Origin of the sequence: Paenibacillus sp. FSL K6-2859 (genome assembly GCF_038008265.1) — a bacterium.
GTDB classification, from domain to species: domain Bacteria; phylum Bacillota; class Bacilli; order Paenibacillales; family Paenibacillaceae; genus Paenibacillus_AQ; species Paenibacillus_AQ nitricinens.
Genome location: NZ_JBBOYU010000001.1, coordinates 4,924,335 through 4,943,127 on the forward strand (window position 1 = coordinate 4,924,335; position 18,793 = coordinate 4,943,127).

General features: G+C 44.6%; 20 protein-coding genes. All 20 read right to left on the minus strand.

What is annotated here, in order from left to right; genetic code table 11:
- Nucleotides 1-34: 34 nt before the first annotated feature.
- The gene (locus MHB64_RS22120; RefSeq protein WP_340392480.1) at nt 35-604 is read right to left on the minus strand and encodes a hypothetical protein; all 570 of its coding nucleotides are present in this window, start codon (nt 602-604) and stop codon (nt 35-37) included.
- Between the two features lie 51 nt (nt 605-655).
- Nucleotides 656-1,342 carry a YdaS family helix-turn-helix protein gene (locus MHB64_RS22125; RefSeq protein ID WP_340392481.1) on the minus strand — a complete coding sequence of 229 codons (687 nt, stop codon included), beginning with the start codon at nt 1,340-1,342 and terminating at the stop codon, nt 656-658.
- A gap of 459 nt (nt 1,343-1,801) precedes the next feature.
- Nucleotides 1,802-2,776, minus strand: a complete 975-nt coding sequence (locus MHB64_RS22130) for a tyrosine-type recombinase/integrase (RefSeq protein ID WP_341136111.1) — start codon at nt 2,774-2,776, stop codon at nt 1,802-1,804.
- Nucleotides 2,777-2,958: 182 nt separating this feature from the next.
- Nucleotides 2,959-3,774 carry a sporulation transcription factor Spo0A gene (spo0A, locus tag MHB64_RS22135; protein ID WP_042129795.1) on the minus strand — a complete coding sequence of 272 codons (816 nt, stop codon included), beginning with the start codon at nt 3,772-3,774 and terminating at the stop codon, nt 2,959-2,961.
- A gap of 199 nt (nt 3,775-3,973) precedes the next feature.
- Nucleotides 3,974-5,086, minus strand: a complete 1,113-nt coding sequence (gene spoIVB, locus MHB64_RS22140) for a SpoIVB peptidase (protein ID WP_445671644.1) — start codon at nt 5,084-5,086, stop codon at nt 3,974-3,976.
- Between the two features lie 138 nt (nt 5,087-5,224).
- The gene (recN, locus tag MHB64_RS22145; RefSeq protein ID WP_094873642.1) at nt 5,225-6,952 is read right to left on the minus strand and encodes a DNA repair protein RecN; all 1,728 of its coding nucleotides are present in this window, start codon (nt 6,950-6,952) and stop codon (nt 5,225-5,227) included.
- Nucleotides 6,953-7,000: 48 nt separating this feature from the next.
- The gene (gene ahrC, locus MHB64_RS22150; RefSeq protein ID WP_094873645.1) at nt 7,001-7,450 is read right to left on the minus strand and encodes a transcriptional regulator AhrC/ArgR; all 450 of its coding nucleotides are present in this window, start codon (nt 7,448-7,450) and stop codon (nt 7,001-7,003) included.
- Between the two features lie 148 nt (nt 7,451-7,598).
- Complete coding sequence (locus tag MHB64_RS22155) at nt 7,599-8,045, minus strand: hypothetical protein (RefSeq protein WP_094873657.1); 447 nt, start codon at nt 8,043-8,045, stop codon at nt 7,599-7,601.
- A 138-nt stretch (nt 8,046-8,183) separates the two neighbouring features.
- Nucleotides 8,184-9,086: a TlyA family RNA methyltransferase gene (locus MHB64_RS22160; protein ID WP_094873647.1), complete on the minus strand. Its 903-nt coding sequence runs from the start codon at nt 9,084-9,086 to the stop codon at nt 8,184-8,186.
- A gap of 46 nt (nt 9,087-9,132) precedes the next feature.
- Complete coding sequence (gene dxs, locus MHB64_RS22165; RefSeq protein ID WP_094873649.1) at nt 9,133-11,037, minus strand: 1-deoxy-D-xylulose-5-phosphate synthase; 1,905 nt, start codon at nt 11,035-11,037, stop codon at nt 9,133-9,135.
- Between the two features lie 99 nt (nt 11,038-11,136).
- Nucleotides 11,137-12,084, minus strand: a complete 948-nt coding sequence (locus MHB64_RS22170; protein WP_341135389.1) for a polyprenyl synthetase family protein — start codon at nt 12,082-12,084, stop codon at nt 11,137-11,139.
- A complete protein-coding gene (xseB, locus tag MHB64_RS22175) occupies nt 12,071-12,328 on the minus strand; it encodes an exodeoxyribonuclease VII small subunit (protein WP_042129807.1) in 258 nt (85 codons plus the stop codon). Before xseB ends, MHB64_RS22170 begins: the two co-directional genes overlap by 14 nt.
- The gene (gene xseA, locus MHB64_RS22180; protein ID WP_094873653.1) at nt 12,306-13,685 is read right to left on the minus strand and encodes an exodeoxyribonuclease VII large subunit; all 1,380 of its coding nucleotides are present in this window, start codon (nt 13,683-13,685) and stop codon (nt 12,306-12,308) included. Before xseA ends, xseB begins: the two co-directional genes overlap by 23 nt.
- A gap of 12 nt (nt 13,686-13,697) precedes the next feature.
- On the minus strand, nt 13,698-14,555 hold the full coding sequence (folD, locus tag MHB64_RS22185) for a bifunctional methylenetetrahydrofolate dehydrogenase/methenyltetrahydrofolate cyclohydrolase FolD (protein ID WP_094873655.1): 858 nt from the start codon (nt 14,553-14,555) through the stop codon (nt 13,698-13,700).
- A gap of 144 nt (nt 14,556-14,699) precedes the next feature.
- On the minus strand, nt 14,700-15,152 hold the full coding sequence (nusB, locus tag MHB64_RS22190; protein ID WP_042190451.1) for a transcription antitermination factor NusB: 453 nt from the start codon (nt 15,150-15,152) through the stop codon (nt 14,700-14,702).
- Nucleotides 15,153-15,450: 298 nt separating this feature from the next.
- On the minus strand, nt 15,451-15,684 hold the full coding sequence (locus MHB64_RS22195; RefSeq protein WP_042190453.1) for a DUF2273 domain-containing protein: 234 nt from the start codon (nt 15,682-15,684) through the stop codon (nt 15,451-15,453).
- 15 nt (nt 15,685-15,699) lie between these two features.
- Complete coding sequence (amaP, locus tag MHB64_RS22200) at nt 15,700-16,239, minus strand: alkaline shock response membrane anchor protein AmaP (RefSeq protein WP_042129814.1); 540 nt, start codon at nt 16,237-16,239, stop codon at nt 15,700-15,702.
- A 74-nt stretch (nt 16,240-16,313) separates the two neighbouring features.
- Nucleotides 16,314-16,730: an Asp23/Gls24 family envelope stress response protein gene (locus tag MHB64_RS22205; RefSeq protein WP_036682829.1), complete on the minus strand. Its 417-nt coding sequence runs from the start codon at nt 16,728-16,730 to the stop codon at nt 16,314-16,316.
- 114 nt (nt 16,731-16,844) lie between these two features.
- Nucleotides 16,845-18,188, minus strand: coding sequence for an acetyl-CoA carboxylase biotin carboxylase subunit (gene accC, locus MHB64_RS22210; protein ID WP_094874075.1), 1,344 nt, complete (start codon nt 18,186-18,188; stop codon nt 16,845-16,847).
- A gap of 54 nt (nt 18,189-18,242) precedes the next feature.
- Nucleotides 18,243-18,752, minus strand: a complete 510-nt coding sequence (gene accB, locus MHB64_RS22215; protein WP_094878591.1) for an acetyl-CoA carboxylase biotin carboxyl carrier protein — start codon at nt 18,750-18,752, stop codon at nt 18,243-18,245.
- Nucleotides 18,753-18,793 lie beyond the last annotated feature (41 nt).

The following is an 18,793-nucleotide window of genomic DNA, read 5'->3' on the forward strand; positions in this document are numbered from 1 at the left end:
GTTGGGTTTTCACCATTTCTAATTTTTTACATTATTAGACACCTATAGTTTCCACCATATACTTTCCCCATATTTTATTATTCTTTATGTTTTCCAACATTTCAGCTTCTCTATCATCTAATCTCTTTTGTTTCATAGGTGTAATATCAAATTCAATTGAATAACGAGTAAGCGTCAAACGTGAACCTTCATATTCAAACTCGTAATGGCAAACCGTATCATCATCAAGCGGATATGTTTCCAACTCCTCATTGAAGGATTCTACATAAGTATCAAATATTTCTCTGAAATCTGCAGTATCCTCATATTGATGTAAACTCAGATGCGATCTCAATAATTGCTTTTCTAATTTAATAAAAGATAGTTTATCCTCAAGCACATGCTTTTCTTTGCTTAACAACTTTAGATAAAAATGTATATTATCTAATTCAAAGGCTTGTCCTATTCGCCACATATCCGATAGTATCTTGTTAATGGCTTTTTGATGGTTGCTTATGTAATTTTTCAGCGTTCTTTCTTCTACTCGTAAAAACCTTACCCTCTCTTTCATATCAGCTTTGCTCATTTCCTTCATCTTTTCTTTAGTCAGAAATTTTAATTTCATTATTATCACCCTTCTGTTTTTTTAATGTCATTAAGCAATCTATATTTATACTCACAACACCTTATGCTTTACTAAAACTTCTCTCAAATCCTTATAGAAGGAAAGAAGCTTTTCGTTAGGAAAAAGTTCTTGAGATTCCCAATTCCCCTCATCAACACTATGATAAGAATTTAAATAGTTGATTATGCTCTCCAATGCGTTTAAACCACCAACTTCAAACTTCATTGCGTAATCTAAGTAATTATTTAATCTACTCACAATGAACTCTTCGGGATTTCTATCTTTGAATATCTCGTATTTTGTTGCACTGTCTAATGCCCAAACACGTTCTAGTAATTGGCTAACCCTTTCTTGGTAAGAGTTCATTTTTATAACCTTGTTTAACTCAGAGTATAAAAATTTCAATTCGTCTTCGTACGTATCCTCATCTAAATCGTGTAATAGTTCCCCTCCATTATTCATATCGTATACCCGTAATTCATCGATACGATCATCCCACTCCATCGTTTCGATATGATGAATTTTAATTTTCAACTCGTCTATATATGTGAGTTCTTTTTGAAAATACTCCATCGAAAGACCTTTGAAAATTTTTGATAACTCTGGAATATACTTCGCTGGAATTTCTCTATTCCCCTTAAGCCACGCACTAATGTTAGGAGGTGAAATCTTTAATTTCTCCGCTAGATCCTTATTTTCCACATTAAAAACCTGACAAGTATATTCTAATCCAATCATTTTACCCATCTCCTTATCTATTAATTTAATATTCCTAAGAACACAATAACTGAATAATGATTAATTGTAAATAAAAAATGTTAATTTTGTTTAATTATTAACTAGTTTATTTTTATTACTCTAACTAATTACTCACTCAAATATCTAAGAAACAATCAGAGCACCATGAATTCAGAAAACAGTGATTTTATGAGTGAAAAAAATCCATAAAAAAGCCATGAACCTTATACAAGGTCATGGCTTCCCTTCATTTTAAAGCGATATTTAATGAATCAACTTAACCAGATGATGTCAAGACTCATGTTTCCATTCTAAGACGTCGTAATTGATTTGCTTTTTCATTTATCCGTTTCAGATTATTTCTGACACTAGCTGAACAACGTGGGAGCATTCGAATGTTCATTCCTTGACTAAATCACTACCTTATCCATTAAATCGTTTCTAGTGCATTCTGAGGCTCTATATATCCATGAAGGTCAGTGGGCTATGCTTTTGATACTTCTTTCCAATCTCTTCATCCGTGAAATCGAGATATGCCTTCTGTGTAACCTCAACAGATGAATGTCCAAGTATTCTGCACAGACTAAACCAGTCACCATTGTTTAATATATAATACTTGGCAAAGTTGTTTCTTAATTGGTGTGGATGAATAGGTATTCCCACTTTAGCACCTGCGTCACGCAGTGCTTTTTCATAATTTCTAACCTCTAGTTGTGTACCTCTAATAGTGGGAAAAAGGAATGGAGAATCCGAGTATCTGTCTCGATACTTCATCCATCTCTTTAATTCATTAGCAGTTTTATAAGAAAAATATACAAATCGCTCCTGCTTATTCTTAGTATTGATTATGTGAATGCTTTTATGTTTAAAATCGATGCTTACTGGTAGAAGCGATAGACATTCTCCGATTCTCATTCCAGTGTCAAGCAAAAGCCGCATTATAACGTTATTTCTATAACCATGAAAAGTTGAAAGGTCAAATTGGGAAAGGACTTTTTTTAATTGCTCGGGTGCTAAAGTCTTTTTTATTTTCCTTTCGATTTTCGGACTTTCCACATTGGTTAATGGGTTCTTCGGTATCTCCTTTTCAACATCATGAAGGTAATTGAAAAACACTTTGATATTCCGCACATAGTTAGCTATGGTTGCCGTTGAGATGTCTTTCTTGAAATCTGAACGACTTTCAGGATGATTAACTTCTTTTGATTCTTCAGTGCTTACGACAGTATACTTACCACGTTCCCTTAAATACTTGATGTATTGACGTATATGACCAGTCTGAACCTTTGTAACTTCATCAATCTTGAACTGTTGCTTTAAATATTGACCAAAGAGCTTTAACGCTTGTTCATAGCTTGCCATTGTTTTACGCGAAAGATTCTTGGAGGAACAAAATAACATGAAATTGTCTACTTGAAATTCGAAGTCCGTCACAACAAAAAACCGCCCTTCATTGGATTTTTGGAAACCCAATAAACAGCGGTTATAAATAGCTTTTCTCAAAAATATTTATCGGTTTAAAATGCACCATTTCGGATATTTATCGGTATCCTTACGTTACCTGTAAACACCTACCAGTACCTACAATCCCTTACCACGCACTGCCCCTAACCCTTTCAACTAACCTTATGCTCAATCCGCAGCTTGTCAGCTACCATGGCAATAAATTCCGAGTTAGTAGGCTTAGATTTGGAGATATTAATGGTGTAGCCGAATAAATGGCTGATGGAGTCGATGTTGCCACGGGTCCAAGCCACTTCAATTGCATGGCGAATCGCGCGTTCTACACGTGAAGGCGTGGTCTTGAATTTCTCTGCTATGGCTGGATAGAGTGTTTTTGTAATCGCACCAAGGATCTCGATATTGTTATATACCATGGTGATCGCTTCGCGCAGGTACTGATAACCCTTGATATGTGCTGGAACACCGATTTCATGAATGATCGAGGTAATGTTAGCATCAAGATTCTTGCCCTTTGTAAGCGGCACTACATTCGATCTGGACGTCGACGAATAGTTGTACATGTTAGAGGATGAGCTCATGCTGCCTTGGACCCCTACAAGCTGACGTACACGATTTGCCAGGACCTCCATATCGAACGGTTTCAAAATATAATAGGATGCACCAAGCTGTACAGCTCTTTGAGTGATGTTCTCCTGACCAAAAGCGGTCAGCATGATGATCTTCGGTTGAGGATTCAGATCCATATCACGCAGACGTTCCAAGACACCCAGACCGTCTAAATGTGGCATGATGATATCAAGAATAAGGACATCGGGAACTTTGCGTGCTTCGCTTAGCATTTGAAGCACTTCTTCACCATTGTAGGCGATACCCGTTACCGTCATATCTTCTTGTTCAGAAATGTATTCGGAAAGCAAATTCGTAAACTCCCTGTTATCATCGGCCAACAACACTTCAATATTCTGCACTGGCTGCTTCCTCCTTAATTATATCTGCTATTCGAAAATAACATTTTTTTCTTGTCTCTTAACATTTTCGACATGGAGATTGAATTCCCTTCTGTCGAAAATTATTTTTCTTTATTTTTTTTCTGGCATGGATTATAATTAAATATTTTATTTCAAAGTTCGATGATCTTCGTAATCCTTCGACAAAAAAATCTTAAGGCTAAACCGCCTTAAGATTTAATGGATACCTATTCTCCTGTAGGGTTACACCAGAATCCTTGAGCATCCATTCGATGAAGCAACCGTAGCCGGACTTAGGATCATTTACAAACACATGAGTTACAGCGCCGATGAGCCGTCCATTTTGAACGATTGGACTTCCGCTCATCCCTTGAACGATACCACCTGTCTTATCGATCAGTCGCGGATCTGTGATACGAATGACCATACCCTTTGTCGCGGGTGTCTGCTGATGTGCCACATGAATGATCTCAACCTTAAATCGTTCTACCTGCTGCCCATCTACAACGGTAAGAATTTCAGCTGGACCTTCCTTGACTTGATTGCTCATTGCCACAGGAATAGGTTCTTTATAAAGACTATGCTCGGGATTACGACTCATTTTACCGAAGATGCCAAAATCTGTGTTACTCTCCACATTACCAAGCACTTGGCTTTCTTTTAAGAAATGGGCTCGTTTCTCACCCGGATCGCCATCCTGGCTTTTAGAAATCGAAGTTACACTGGACTGAACAATATGACCGCTGCCAACAACAATTGGTGTTCCGGTATTCATGTCCGTAATCACATGTCCTAAAGCTCCATAAACCCCCTGTTTCGGGGCATAAAAAGTTAACGTGCCGACACCCGCTGCAGAATCTCGAATGTACAGGCCTAACCTCCAGACTTTGTCATTAATATCATACGCAGGTTTGAGCTTGGCTGTATGCTCTTTCCCAGCGCGTTTAAAGACAATCGTCAGAGAATTATTCGCTTTTCCAGCACGATCCACAAGCTTGGCCACCTTAGATAACTCGTCCAGCTTCTCTCCATCAATGGAGATCATCAAATCACCTGGCACCAAACCGCTGATCTCACCTGGGGAAAGCTTGGATTTCTCGGATACTTCAATCAGATGATGTCCAACAACCAGAACACCTGCTGATTTCACCTTTACTCCGATCGTTTGACCTCCCGGGATCACCTTCAGTTCCGGTTTGATTCCATGCGCACTCACCTTGGCAGGTTCACTGTTCAGTGGTGCGGCAAAACTTTGGTGGGTTCCCGTTATGCCCGATAAACTAAGAAAGAAGGCAAATAAAAGGCCTGGCATTAACTTCCTGAGGTTAGGCTTCAATGGCTGTCACGCTCCCTTTTGCTTCTTTCGCTTGACGAAAAAGGTGGTCGCCAATTGCGTACCTATAAGATAACCTTGCCCCCAGGCTTTTATTACTGTCAATCATTGTTCCGCTTAGCTTGTTGCAGCCTTACTTGCCTCGGCCAAATTAAGCATTTCCTGCGAGTGGTGCAATGTTTTTTCGGTAATTTCCACTCCACCCAGCATTCGGGCCAGCTCCATTACACGTCCATCATTCGTGAGTGATTCCACTTCTGTCATGGTTCTTCCGTCCTCAACCTTTTTGCGGATTAAATACTGATGATCAGCCATACAAGCCACCTGAGGTAAGTGCGTAATGGAGAACACCTGACATGTGGAGCTCAGCTTATACAGTTTATCTGCAATGGATTGAGCAGCCCGACCACTCACACCGGTATCCACCTCATCAAAAATTAGAACTGGAATCGCATCATGACGCGCAAAAATACTCTTCATTGCCAGCATAATACGCGACAACTCACCACCCGAGGCAATTTTGCCAAGGGGTCTTAACGGCTCGCCAGGGTTAGGGGAAATCATAAATTCCGCACTGTCGATCCCTTGTCTTGTAAGACGAATACGCCGACCCTTATACTCAACTCCACGCGGGTCCTCCAGCGTGTCTAATTTAACCTGTAGCGAGGTTCTTTCCATCTGAAGATCTTTAAGCTCACTCTCCACTTGCGTGGCTAAATCAGACGCACACAGCTTCCGTGCTTCACTTAATTCAGTAGCTGCTTCCATTAATACAGAAAGCAATGCATCGCGTTTGGTCGTCAGTTTCTCCAGGTATTCATCTTTATTCTCAAGCAGATCGGTTTCCCGATGGATTTGTTCATAATAAGCCAAAATCTGTTCTACACTATCTCCGTATTTACGGCGGAGTCCGGTAATTAAATCGAGACGATTCTCGATTTCTTCGAGCCGCTGTGGATTGAATTCGATCTCTTCTCGATAATCACGAAGCTGAAATGCAGCATCCTCCAGCTGATAATAAGAGGACTGCAACTGCTCGAGCACGGATTTAAGTCCCTTTTCATCATAACGAACCGCGTCCTCGAGTCTGGAAATGACATTACCGATGGATTCTAAGCCTTGTCTATCGTAGAGAAGCTCATATGCACCGGATACGGAATCCATCATTTTCTCACTGTGGGATAGTTTGACCCGTTCTTCGGCAAGTAATTCATCTTCTCCCGGTTTTAATGCTGCAGATGAAATTTCTTCTAACTGAAAACGGTACAAATCAAGCATTTGATAAGCCTTTTGGCTGGATTCCTGCAGCTCTCGGAGCTCTTTCTCCACTTTCGCAAAGGCGGAATACTTTTCCTGATATACCGCTTTTAGCGGCCCGATAATGGGTTCTCCGTATGTATCTAACAGTCCCAAATGTCGTTCTGCCTTCAATAAGTTTTGGTGTTCATGCTGTCCATGAATATTAACCAGCTGCTCGCCAATTTCACGTAGCATAGTAAGATTGACCATCTGTCCGTTTACACGTGATGTACTTTTACCCTGAGAGGTGAGCTCACGGCGTATTATAAGATGCTCCTCACGCTGAGCCTCAATGCCAAGACGCTCTAAAGTATCCCAGACGGGATGACCGCTTGGGAGGCTGAAGAGCGCTTCCATCTCTGCTTTTTCACAACCGTAACGAATAGAATCCGCGGAGCCGCGCCCTCCGGCAATCAGTCCAAGCGCATCAATAATAATGGATTTACCTGCCCCAGTCTCCCCTGTGAGCACATGGAAGCCAGGATAAAAATGCACATCTACCGCCTCAACGACGGCTAGATTGCGGATAGACAAGGTTTCTAACACTAATAGAGCACCTCCGAGAAGATGATAAGAATTTGATAGAATAAAAAATTAAGAAATGTAACCCATGATTTGTGAAATTACATTCTTGCTGTCCTCAGGCTGGCGGCAAATAATAAGAATGGTATCATCGCCAGAGATGGTCCCCATAATTTGTGGCCAGTCAATATTATCAATCAAAGCAGCGACTGAGTTAGCCGTACCCGGTAAGCATTTCATCACCACAAGATTAGCCGATGAATCGATCTGCACAAAGTTATCCACCAAAACGCGCTTTAGCTTCTGTATTGGATTGTACCGTTGATCCGTTGGAAGCGAATATTTGTATCTTCCATCATCCATAGGCACCTTAATGAGCAATAGCTCTTTAATATCTCGAGATACTGTAGCTTGAGTAACCTGAAAACCGGATTCACGCAAGGCTTCCACCAGCTCGTCCTGTGTCTCGATATCCTTTTGCGTAATAATCTCGCGTATCTTAATATGTCGTTGTCCCTTCATTGTTGCCTCCTAAAAGTTTTGTAAGCGACACTTCCAGATTAGCAGCGACAAAACTACATCGGAAGCATGGACTTAGTTTTGTAAGCGATGCTCCCCGAATTGCTTCGGCAAAACTACTTCGGAAGCATACACCTAGTTAAATATGGACTCAGTTTGATTCTCCGTCATCCCTGCCGAGCCTAATCACTTGAATAGATCCCGCAGCAACATTAACATACAAAACTCCGCTACATTCCGGATAAATCAGTAAGTAAGGAAGCAAGGTATCTCGTAAGCCGCTGCCTGTGAAATCCAAAGGTTTGCGTGGTCTAGAAAGGATAACCAAATATATTGATCCTTCCTCTTTAGTCGCCACATAATCTATAAATAACCGGCTATACATCTGCGCCCCGTTTACGTTGAAGGACAACGGGATTTTGAGCTTCCCTCCAACGACCTCGTACCCTTCATCCTCTAGTATGTCTATAGATGGGTGAGGAATAATCACTTTATTAAACGGGATCTGATCCTTCATGAAAGAACGCGGAGAACTTTGCAGCCATATATATATCCGATAAATTATAAAAATCGATAATGCTACTCCAATAAACGCCATGACGACCTTGTCAGAGCTACCCGCCACTATCAATCACCTCGGTGATTTATTCGCGTGAAGCCATGCCAATTCCTTCTTCTAAGCTGTCTTTTTAGAAGCTTTCCGAATAATTGTTATTTTCCATATGGAAAAAGAAACTCACCGGCGCGATGAGTTTCCATGAGTCGAATTTACATTAAAAGTACCCGTAGCCTGCTTAATCACTTCATCCGCTAGGGATGGGAAATTCTCCACTGGAAGGACTGTTGATACAGCCTCTGAAGGCTCTAATATACCTTCTTCAGCTTCCGCCAATTCAGGTGTTAGTCTCCAGTGAGCAAGAAACTCAATATTGCCTTCCCCGCCTGTAATCGGTGAAAAAGTTAATCCCTTCAGCTGGTATCCTAGCTCTGCCGCCATGGTCAGTACATTAATTAATACCTCTTTATGAACAGCAGAATCACGAATTACACCTGATTTACCAACCTTCTCCCGTCCTGCCTCAAACTGTGGCTTGATCAGCGCAGCAATATCCGCCGGGCGCTTAAGCAAAGCTTTGAGCGGTGGAAGAATTATTTTTAAGGAGATAAATGAAACATCAATACTCGCAAAATCCGGAATAGGACCCACCAAATCTGGAGGCGTCATATATCGGAAATTCGTTCGTTCCATCACACTAACACGTTCATCATTACGCAGCGACCAGTCCAGCTGATTATAGCCAACGTCAATCGCGTACACATGGCTTACCCCATTCTGAAGTGCACAATCCGTAAAGCCTCCAGTAGAAGCACCGATGTCCAGCATGGTCCGTCCCGTAAGATCAATATTAAATTGGCGTAGAGCCTTCTCCAGCTTTAGTCCCCCACGACTGACATAGGGATGCACAGAGCCTTTAACCTTAAGGGTAGCCTCCCGTGACACCTTCATACCAGCCTTTTCAATGCGTTCTTCATCCGCGAGCACCAGTCCTGCCATAATAGCTGCTTTAGCCTTCTCACGGCTTTCATAAAAACCTTGCTCAACAAGTAGTACATCTATCCGTTCTTTACGGTGTTCCATGGTCATCTCCCGATCGTTCAAAGGGTTGCTAATTTCCGGCTTCCATTTAGGAAGACGAAGTTGTTTTGTAGTTATATGCACTCAAAGCCATCATGGACTTGATACGTGCACACAGCGCTTCTACAGTAAGACCTGTTTCCTGGCGCTGTTCTTTAATAGAGCCGTGCTCCACAAAGATGTCAGGTACACCCATCAGATGTACACGAGCGTCATAAATTTCATTCTCTGCGTAGAATTCTAATACCGAGCTGCCGAGACTTCCCGCTTGGCAAGCCTCTTCAATAACAACCATGTTGGTTCCAGCGTGAGCCAAATCAAGCAGCATGGAGTTGTCCAGTGGCTTCAGGAACCGCGCATTCACGACGCCTACCTGAATCCCTTCCCGCTTCAGTAAATCAGCGGCTTCTTCAGCCACTTGAACCATAGGTCCACAGGCTACAACAGCATAACCTTCGCCTGTACGTAGTCGTTCCCATGATCCGATTGGAATAGTACGCAGCTCAGGATCCATTGCTACACCTGTACCGTTAATACGCGGATAGCGATAAGCAATCGGACCATCATTATATTCAAGCGCCGTCTTCATCATATGACGCAGCTCATTTTCGTCTTTTGGCATCATCATCACCATATTCGGAATATGGCGCATAAAAGCAACATCGTACACACCCTGATGAGTCTCACCATCCGCACCTACAAACCCCGCGCGGTCAATGGCGAACATAACATTCGCGTTATGTCGGCAAATATCATGGACGATCTGATCATAGGCACGCTGCATGAAGGTAGAATACACCGCATATACCGGCTTCATCCCTTCCATAGCCAAAGCCGCACAAAGCGTAGCCGCATGTTGCTCGGCAATCCCGACATCAATCATACGATCGGGAAATTCCTTAGCAAAAGGAAATAAACCCGAGCCTCCTGGCATCGCAGGTGTAACAGCAATCAGACGGGAATCTTCCCGGCCCAGTTCGATCAGTGTCTCGCCAAATACTTCCGTGTACATTGGAGGACCCACAGCTTTAAGCGCCTGACCCGACTCAATTTTGTAGGGCGAAATGGCATGTGATTTATAGAAATCGGTCTCAGCCGGTTTGTAGCCCTTACCTTTCGTTGTTAGTACATGTACCAACACAGGTCCAGCCACGTTATCTGCTTGGTGGAAGGTATCAATCATCTTCTCCAAATCATGTCCATCAACCGGACCGAGATACGTAAAGCCGAGCTCTTCAAACAATACGCCAGGTACCATCATATATTTGAGACTATTCTTTAACTGTTCAGCAGTCTTCGCTAAACGTCCTCCGATGGCCGGAATCTTCTTAAGCAGCCCTTCTACCTCGTCTTTGGCACGCAAATAGTGGCGATCCGAACGTATTTTGCTTAGATAATTGTGCATGGCCCCTACATTAGGAGCAATCGACATTTCATTATCGTTCAAAATAACCATCAGCTTACGCTTCTCATGGCCAATATGGTTAAGTGCTTCAAACGCCATTCCACCAGTAAGAGCGCCGTCACCAATCACGGCAATCACCTTATTGTCTTCACCCTTGAGATCGCGGGCCATCGCCATTCCCATTGCTGCCGATAATGAGGTACTGCTATGTCCAGCTTCCCACACATCATGCTCACTTTCGGAGCGCTTAACGAAGCCGCACAAGCCCTGATATTTGCGCAGGGTATCGAAGCGGTCTTGACGACCGGTCAGGATTTTGTGGACATATGCCTGGTGCCCAACGTCGTAAATCATTTTGTCCCGAGGGCTGTTATAACAATAATGCAAAGCCAAGGTAAGCTCCACGACTCCTAGATTGGATCCGAGGTGCCCCCCAGTTGCTGTTAGCTTCTCAATCAGAAATCGACGAATTTCCTCCGCTAGGGTAGTCAATTCATCGACTGACAATGATTTTAGTTGCTCAGGATCATTTATTTGTGGAAGCAGCACGTATAGTTCCCCGCTTTCCTAGATGTTGTAAATTATATAAAACCCATTATAACACAAACGAAACGGCTGTCGAAATACAGCCGTTTCGAAAGTTCATAATTAGTGATCACGTGCCATTAAGTAATCTGCAATTTCCAGCAGGCGCTGGCTATCATGAAAGCCACCGTTCAGAACAGCATTATGGGCTGTTTCAGTAAGCTGCTTCACTTCTTCTCGCGATGCTTCGAGGCCAATAAAATAAGGATAGGTTACTTTATGCTGCTTAACATCACTGCCTGTTTTTTTGCCAAGTTTACCTTCGTCTCCAATTAAATCTAGAATGTCATCCTGGATTTGAAAAGCGAGTCCAATGGCTGTTCCAAATTTATGCAAAGCCTCAAGCTGCTGCTCGTTAGCACCTGCAATACGACCGCCAGCTAGCAGCGAAAAGATAATCAAATCCCCTGTCTTATGCAGATGAATGTACTTCAGCTGTGCAAGATCGGTTAGACCCTGCTCGCCTTCCATATCTGCAATCTGACCGCCAACCATACCACGAGGACCTGCCATTTCCGCCAAATCCTCTACGATGGATAGTACACTTTCTGCAGGGACACCAAATTTACGCGAGGCTTGTACCACACTGTAGAAAGCATGGGTCAGAAGGGCATCACCCGCAAGAATAGCGGTCGCTTCGCCAAAGACTTTATGATTCGTCAGCTTTCCGCGCCGATAATCATCATTATCCATGGCAGGCAAATCATCATGAATTAACGAGTAGGTATGTACCATCTCTATAGCAGCAGCGACAGGCAGGGCAGCCTCTCGACTTCCTCCCAGTGCTTCACATGCGATAATCACCAGCAGTGGCCGGAGGCGTTTGCCCCCAGCCATAAGTGAATACTTCATGGCTTGCTGCAAATTCTCTGGAACCATCCATTGCGCGGGGAGAATAACCTCTAGTTCATGTGAGACTAGATCGCTTAAGGACGCAATGTATTCCTCCAGTGGCTGACGCAGTGTTTCTCCTTCAGAGCTTCTCTCAAGCTCATGCTCAAAGCGAGTCATCGGCGTCCCCTTCCAGACGTGCACCAAACGGCTTCTTACGCAGTTCTCCGTCCTCTAGGGTAATCATTTCGATCTTACGCTCTACCTGCTCAAGCTTACTGCCGCAAAGCTGAGATAACTTCATACCTTGCTGAAATAAATCGATGGCCTTCTCCAGGGGAACGTCGCCGTGTTCAAGCTCACGTACGATTTCCTCCAGCCGGTCCATGGCGCCTTCAAAATCAAGTTCCGCTTCCTTCGTCATCGTCTTTGCCACCCTCCTTCATTCCCCATACCTGGCAGTTCAGCTGTCCGTCATTCATCTTTATCACTACAAGATCGCCAAGCTGTACTTCGGTCAGCGATTTGATTAAATGTTCTTCTGCTTCGTCATAGACTAAGCTGTAGCCTCTCGACATAACTTTAAGAGGGCTCAGTGCATCCAGATGACGAATCTCCGCTACATAGCGAGCTCGCTTCTCCTGCAGGCGGGCCTGCATAGCGCCCATCAGCTCACGGCGCATGCTTTCAGTGCGCTGACGCGCAGCGGCAACACTGCCGTGCGGATGGAACCGCTGCAGACTATGATGCAGCACAGCTTTGCGCTCGCGGGAACGGCTGAGCCGTGCATCCGCTGAGCGCTGGAGCCGCTCACGCAGCTGATCCAGCCGCTGCGTGTGCTGCATCAGCGAGCGGCGCGGGCCTGCCAGCGCCAGCGAGCGTTCCAGCCCCGCGTGACGCTCGCGTCCGCGCTGGGCGCGTCTTTGCAGCGCTTGGCGCAGCCGCTGCTGCTGCCCGCGAAGCTGCGCAGCTAGCTCGCCGGCATGTGGCACGGCCAGCTCCGCGGCCGCTGTGGGCGTAGCCGCGCGGAGGTCGGCGGCGAAATCGGCAATCGTGAAATCGGTCTCGTGGCCAACGGCCGAGATGACCGGAATCCCTGATGCCGATATCGCTCGCGCTACTTCCTCCTCGTTAAACGCCCACAGCTCCTCGAGCGAACCGCCGCCGCGGCCGACGATAAGCACGTCGGCCTCACCCATGCGGTTCAGCGCTCCAATCGCCTTCACAATCGAAGGTGCGGCGCCTTTGCCTTGCACCAGTACGGGATAGATTACAATAGCCACCTGCGGAAACCGCCGCTGGAGTGTAATCACGATATCCCGTACTGCTGCCCCCGTTGGCGAAGTAATCACGCCAATGCACTTTGGAAAGCGAGGCAAAGGGCGTTTACGCGCTTCTGCAAACAGCCCCTCTTGCTCAAGCTTGCTCTTCAGCTGCTCATAGGCTAAATATAGACTACCAATTCCATCTGGCTGCATGTGTGTGGCATAGAACTGATACTGCCCGTCCCGTTCATATACGGTCACATTACCTCTAGCAATTACCCGAGCACCTTCCTTCGGAATAAAGGGCAGGCGCTGGTTATGAGAAGCAAACATAATCGCTTTGATCCGACTGCTCTCATCCTTTAGCGTGAAATACATATGACCGCTACCATGATGCGTAAAGTTGGAAATCTCTCCGCGAATCCATACATCCGAAAGTAAATTATCCGAGTCTAGCTTCATGCGGATGTAACGGTTGAGTTCTTTTATCGAATAGACCTGCCGCTCTGCCGCCATGAATTCCTACCCCTATTCCAAGCCGTGACGGCGTTTAGCCGCAATCAGCGTGTTGCTCATCAGCATTGTAATCGTCATCGGTCCAACCCCACCCGGAACAGGTGTGATGTATCCGGCAACTTCTTTTGCACTATCATAATCAACGTCACCTGCAAGCTTACCGTTATCCAAACGGTTCATACCCACATCAATGACAACAGCACCCGGTTTCACGTACGAAGCGTCAATGAAGTTCGCGCGTCCGATCGCAACAACTAGAATATCCGCTTGACGGCTAATTTCTTGCATATTAGCTGTACGGGAATGGCACATCGTCACAGTAGCATTCTCACGTTGCAATAACAAAGATACAGGCTTGCCTACAATATTACTGCGGCCAATGACCACAGCATGTTTACCAGCCATTCCTGTTCCTGTTCGTTTAATTAGTTCAATTACACCTGCCGGTGTACAAGGAAGCAGACTGTCAGCACCAATCACTAGGTTACCTACATTTACAGGGTGGAAGCCGTCAACGTCTTTCTCCACGGAGATCGCATCAATAACAGCTTTTTCCTCAATATGCTTAGGCAATGGAAGTTGAACTAGAATCCCATCAATATCATCGCGTTCATTAAGCTGCGCTACGAGAGCTAGCAATTCTTCTTGCGTAGTAGACTCATCCAGTTTATGCACTTCCGAATGGAAACCAAGGCTAATACAAGATTTTTCCTTGTTGCGAACATACACTTGTGATCCTGGATCTTCACCTACTAGAATTACTGCCAGACCGGGCTTCACGCCACGTTTCGCCAGTTCAGCAACCTCCTGGGCAATACCAATACGAATTTCCTCAGATACTTGTTTACCACTGATGATTGCTGCTGTCATGATAGTCTCTCCCCTTTTATATACTTTACTATTGTACAAGCATAAACGCCTTTGGCGTCCTTATGAGAACGGTAAGCGTTTATGCGAGAAATATAAAACATAAAGAATAGGTGAATAACTTATACTTACTTATATTTATAAAAATTAAGAATGGTCAGCTTTAATTGTATCTATCTCCTGAATCATCTTACCAAGCACACCGTTTACAAACTTACCGGAATCATCCGTTCCAAAATGCTTGGCCAAATCTATAGCCTCATTCACAGCAACCTTAGCCGGAACATCATTCGCGAACACCATTTCATACGCCGCAAGACGTAAAATTTGACGATCCACACGTGACAGACGGCTCATTTGCCAGCCTTTCAAGTAATGCTCAAGCATATCGTCAATTGCAACCTTGTGCTCCCACACACCGTTTACATGCTCCACCACATAATGCTTAAGCTGAATTTCGTCCGTAATTACACGTTCGGTTTCATTCTCCTCTGAAGCTTCCTCCAGTAGCATCTCTACGGCTTCTGCGCTCTCTACATCGTTCATTTCCATCTGATACAGGCTTTGGACAATAATCTCTCTCGCTATACGTCTTTTCATGTGTTCCTCCTAAAATCTTATATCGCATTAACATCTTTACTCAAACTTCTATAACGTCGGGCAACCATACATATAACTTCACACCTCAAGCGTAATAATAATTCAGACTTTAATCACATCGCCTATAATTATTTTAAGCCCAAATCCTTCGAATTCTATCCCTAATCCTTAGAGGATTATTGTCCGATGTCCGTTTAAGATACCTTTTCCAATTAAAAAAACCGCAAAGTCTTTCTTCCAGGGGCATTGGACAACACAAACTTACGGCTTCCTGCTCCGGGAAAAAGACTATCGCGGTTCACTTGAAGGGACGCCAGCGTCCGGATAGACGCGTAATCAGCTCCTGCCACTGAAACAGGGGAGCCTCTGCGTTATCCTTTCTTTTGCCGAACGTATATCCGATGAACACTACCAGTGCAAAGAACAACATATCCCAAAAACCGCAAATTAAATATATCAACCCTAGACCAATGCCGAAAGTCACTCCGGCGATTCTACCCCCGTGACTTTCCCATACTTCTTTCCAAGACATAAGGGAAATTCACCTCTATTCCACTCGACTTTTGAAGCTTGGAGACTGCGTAAGGTTAGCAATATATACAGACACATCCGCAACCGGAATACCGGTTGTCTCCTGCACAAAATCATGCACCTGACGTTGCACTTCTGTGGTTAGCAGCGGCAATGAATGTTCACCATCCACTACTGCGCGAATTGTAATTTCAAGGCCCGCCTGAGAAACGCGAATACGCGATTTGAGATCTCTGATTCCCTTCACTTTACCGGCAGCCTTCAAACTCAGATTCTCAATGGTCTCCACTGAAATCTGGATATCCCCATACTCCGTACGCTGATCAACAGAAGGTAAAGAAGCGCGATCACGACGCAAAGAGATGTAGAAAAATCGGATGCTCAGAAGGAACAAGACAACTGCTACTACAATTGCAGTAATATAAGCTGCTGGTCCATTCTCAATCTCCAAAGTTTTAGGAATAGCACCGCTCAAGAGGAGGATGGCAATAACAGATAATATTCCGATACTTAAGCTGTAGACAAACAGCAAAAGTCTGTCCAAAATTTTTGCCACGAGTCTCATAACCTCCTTAAATTAGAGTAAACCCTCGACTTTGCTGTCGGGGGTTTATGGAAGAACGACGACTGTTATTTCACGCGAAGAATCGTTTCAGCTTCCTCGTTCTTGTCGACAGTGTTGTTGTTCTTGAACTGTACATCATGAATATGCACATTCACTTCCACAACAGTCAGACCAGTCATAGTCTCGATGGAACGCTTAACATTACGCTGAATTTCAGCAGCCACTTCAGGAAGACGGTTACCATATTCAATGATTACAGAAACATCCACTGCAGCTTCGCGTTGTCCAACCTCTACTTTAACTCCTTTAGACAAGTTCTTACGTCCGAGAAGCTCAACAATACCACCGGCGAAACCACCGCTCATGCCAGCTACACCTTTAACCTCAACGGTCGCTAAACCTGCGATCACCTCGATCACTTCAGGAGCAATCTGGATCTCACCGATTTCTGTCCGTTCGTATTCTGTCGGCAATGTACTCATTTTAGACTTCACACCTTTCAACAAAGATTCTCATAAATTCAAGCGTAAAGCACGTCTCTTATTAAACATACTATATCATTTGACGAACTTTATGACAAACAAAGCGAAGTCGTCCTAAATTTCATACTCTTCCAGAAACTTGATGTCAAAATTACCATCCAGAAATACAGGATGCTCCAACAGTTTCTGGTGGAAAGGGATCGTAGTATGGATTCCCTCCACGGCAAATTCAGCCAAGGCGCGCTTCATCTTTGCAATCGCTTCCTGACGTGTGGGTGCCCATACAATCAGCTTTGCAATCATAGAATCATAGAAAGGGGAAATCGTATAACCAGGGTACGCCGCGCTGTCTACACGAACACCAAGACCTCCAGGCGGCAAATAAAAGCCGATTTTACCTGGTGAAGGCATAAAATTACGCTCTGGATCTTCCGCATTGATACGGCATTCAATCGACCAGCCATTAATCTCGATATCTTCCTGTGTAAAGGACAAAGGATTTCCTTCTGCAACCGAAATCATTTCCTTGATCAAATCCACACCCGTAACCATTTCCGTTACCGGATGCTCTACCTGAATACGAGTATTCATCTCCATGAAGTAGAACTGTCCATCCGGTCCAAGCAAGAATTCAAGCGTTCCTGCTCCCGAATAATTCACTGCGAGTGCTGCACGAACTGCTGCATTCCCCATCGCTTCACGGATATCCGGTGTAAGTACAGAACAAGGTGCCTCTTCAATCAGCTTTTGGCGACGACGCTGTACGGAGCAGTCGCGTTCACCTAAATGCACTACATTACCATGCTTATCTGCAATAATTTGAATTTCTACGTGCTTCATACCTGTAAGGTACTTTTCCAAATATACACCAGCGTTGCCGAACGCCTTCTGCGCTTCCTGTTGTGCAGCAGTAATCTGCTTCACCAATGATTCCTCGTCCTCAGCAATCCGGATGCCCTTACCCCCGCCACCTGCGGTAGCCTTAACGATAATCGGGTATCCGATATCACGGCCCAGCATGACGGCTTCCTCAACATCACCTACAAGGCCTTCTGAGCCCGGGATGATCGGAACTCCAGCCAGCTTCATGGTTTCCTTCGCCACAGCTTTATCACCCATACGGTTGATTGCATCTGGAGATGGCCCAATGAAGATAATATTGCAAGATTCACAAATCTCTGCAAAATCTGCATTCTCAGCTAAAAATCCATAACCAGGATGGATGGCATCACATTCTGTTAAGGTAGCTACACTCATAATATTTGTAAAGTTCAGATAGCTGTCCTTGGACGGCATCGGACCGATGCAGTAAGCTTCATCAGCCAACCGGACATGAAGTGAATCCCGGTCGGGTTCCGAATAGACCGCGACGGTGGAAATGCCCAGTTCTCGGCAGGCCCTAATAATGCGGACCGCGATTTCGCCGCGGTTGGCAATCAACACTTTTTGAATGTTCATGCGTTTCCTCCCAAAGTTTTGCGAAGCTTCCGCTCCATAAGTAATCTGCGGTATTTATTCCGGTTTAACCAAGAATAGGGGTTGACCGTATTCTACAAGCTGACCATTCTCTGCCAGTACGGACACGATTTCACCTTTAATCTCCGCTTCCAGCTCATTCATCAGCTTCATCGCTTCGATAATGCATACCGTTGTTTTCTCACCAACACGGTCTCCAACATTAACGAACGACGGCATTTCCGGAGAAGCGGCACTATAAAATGTTCCCACCATTGGAGATACAATTTTATGTAGTTTGCCTTCTGCGGCGGCTTGTGCCTGCTGCGCTGGAGGAACCTCACTGATTACTGGATAGGACACTTGCTGCACGCTCTGCGGCTGCGGGGCAGGCGTAAAGGGATAGGCATTATAAGGAGTCGCCTGTACTGCTGTTCCATCAGCTTCAGGGCGATCCGGTTTGCGAATTGCAAGCTTCATTCCTTCGCTTTCGATCTCCAACTCATGTACAGAGGAGGTCTGGTCCAGCAATTTAATTAATTCCTTAATTTCGCTCAACTTGAACATACATTAGTTCACTCCTTCAGCTTTCTCTCGAAGCCACTTCT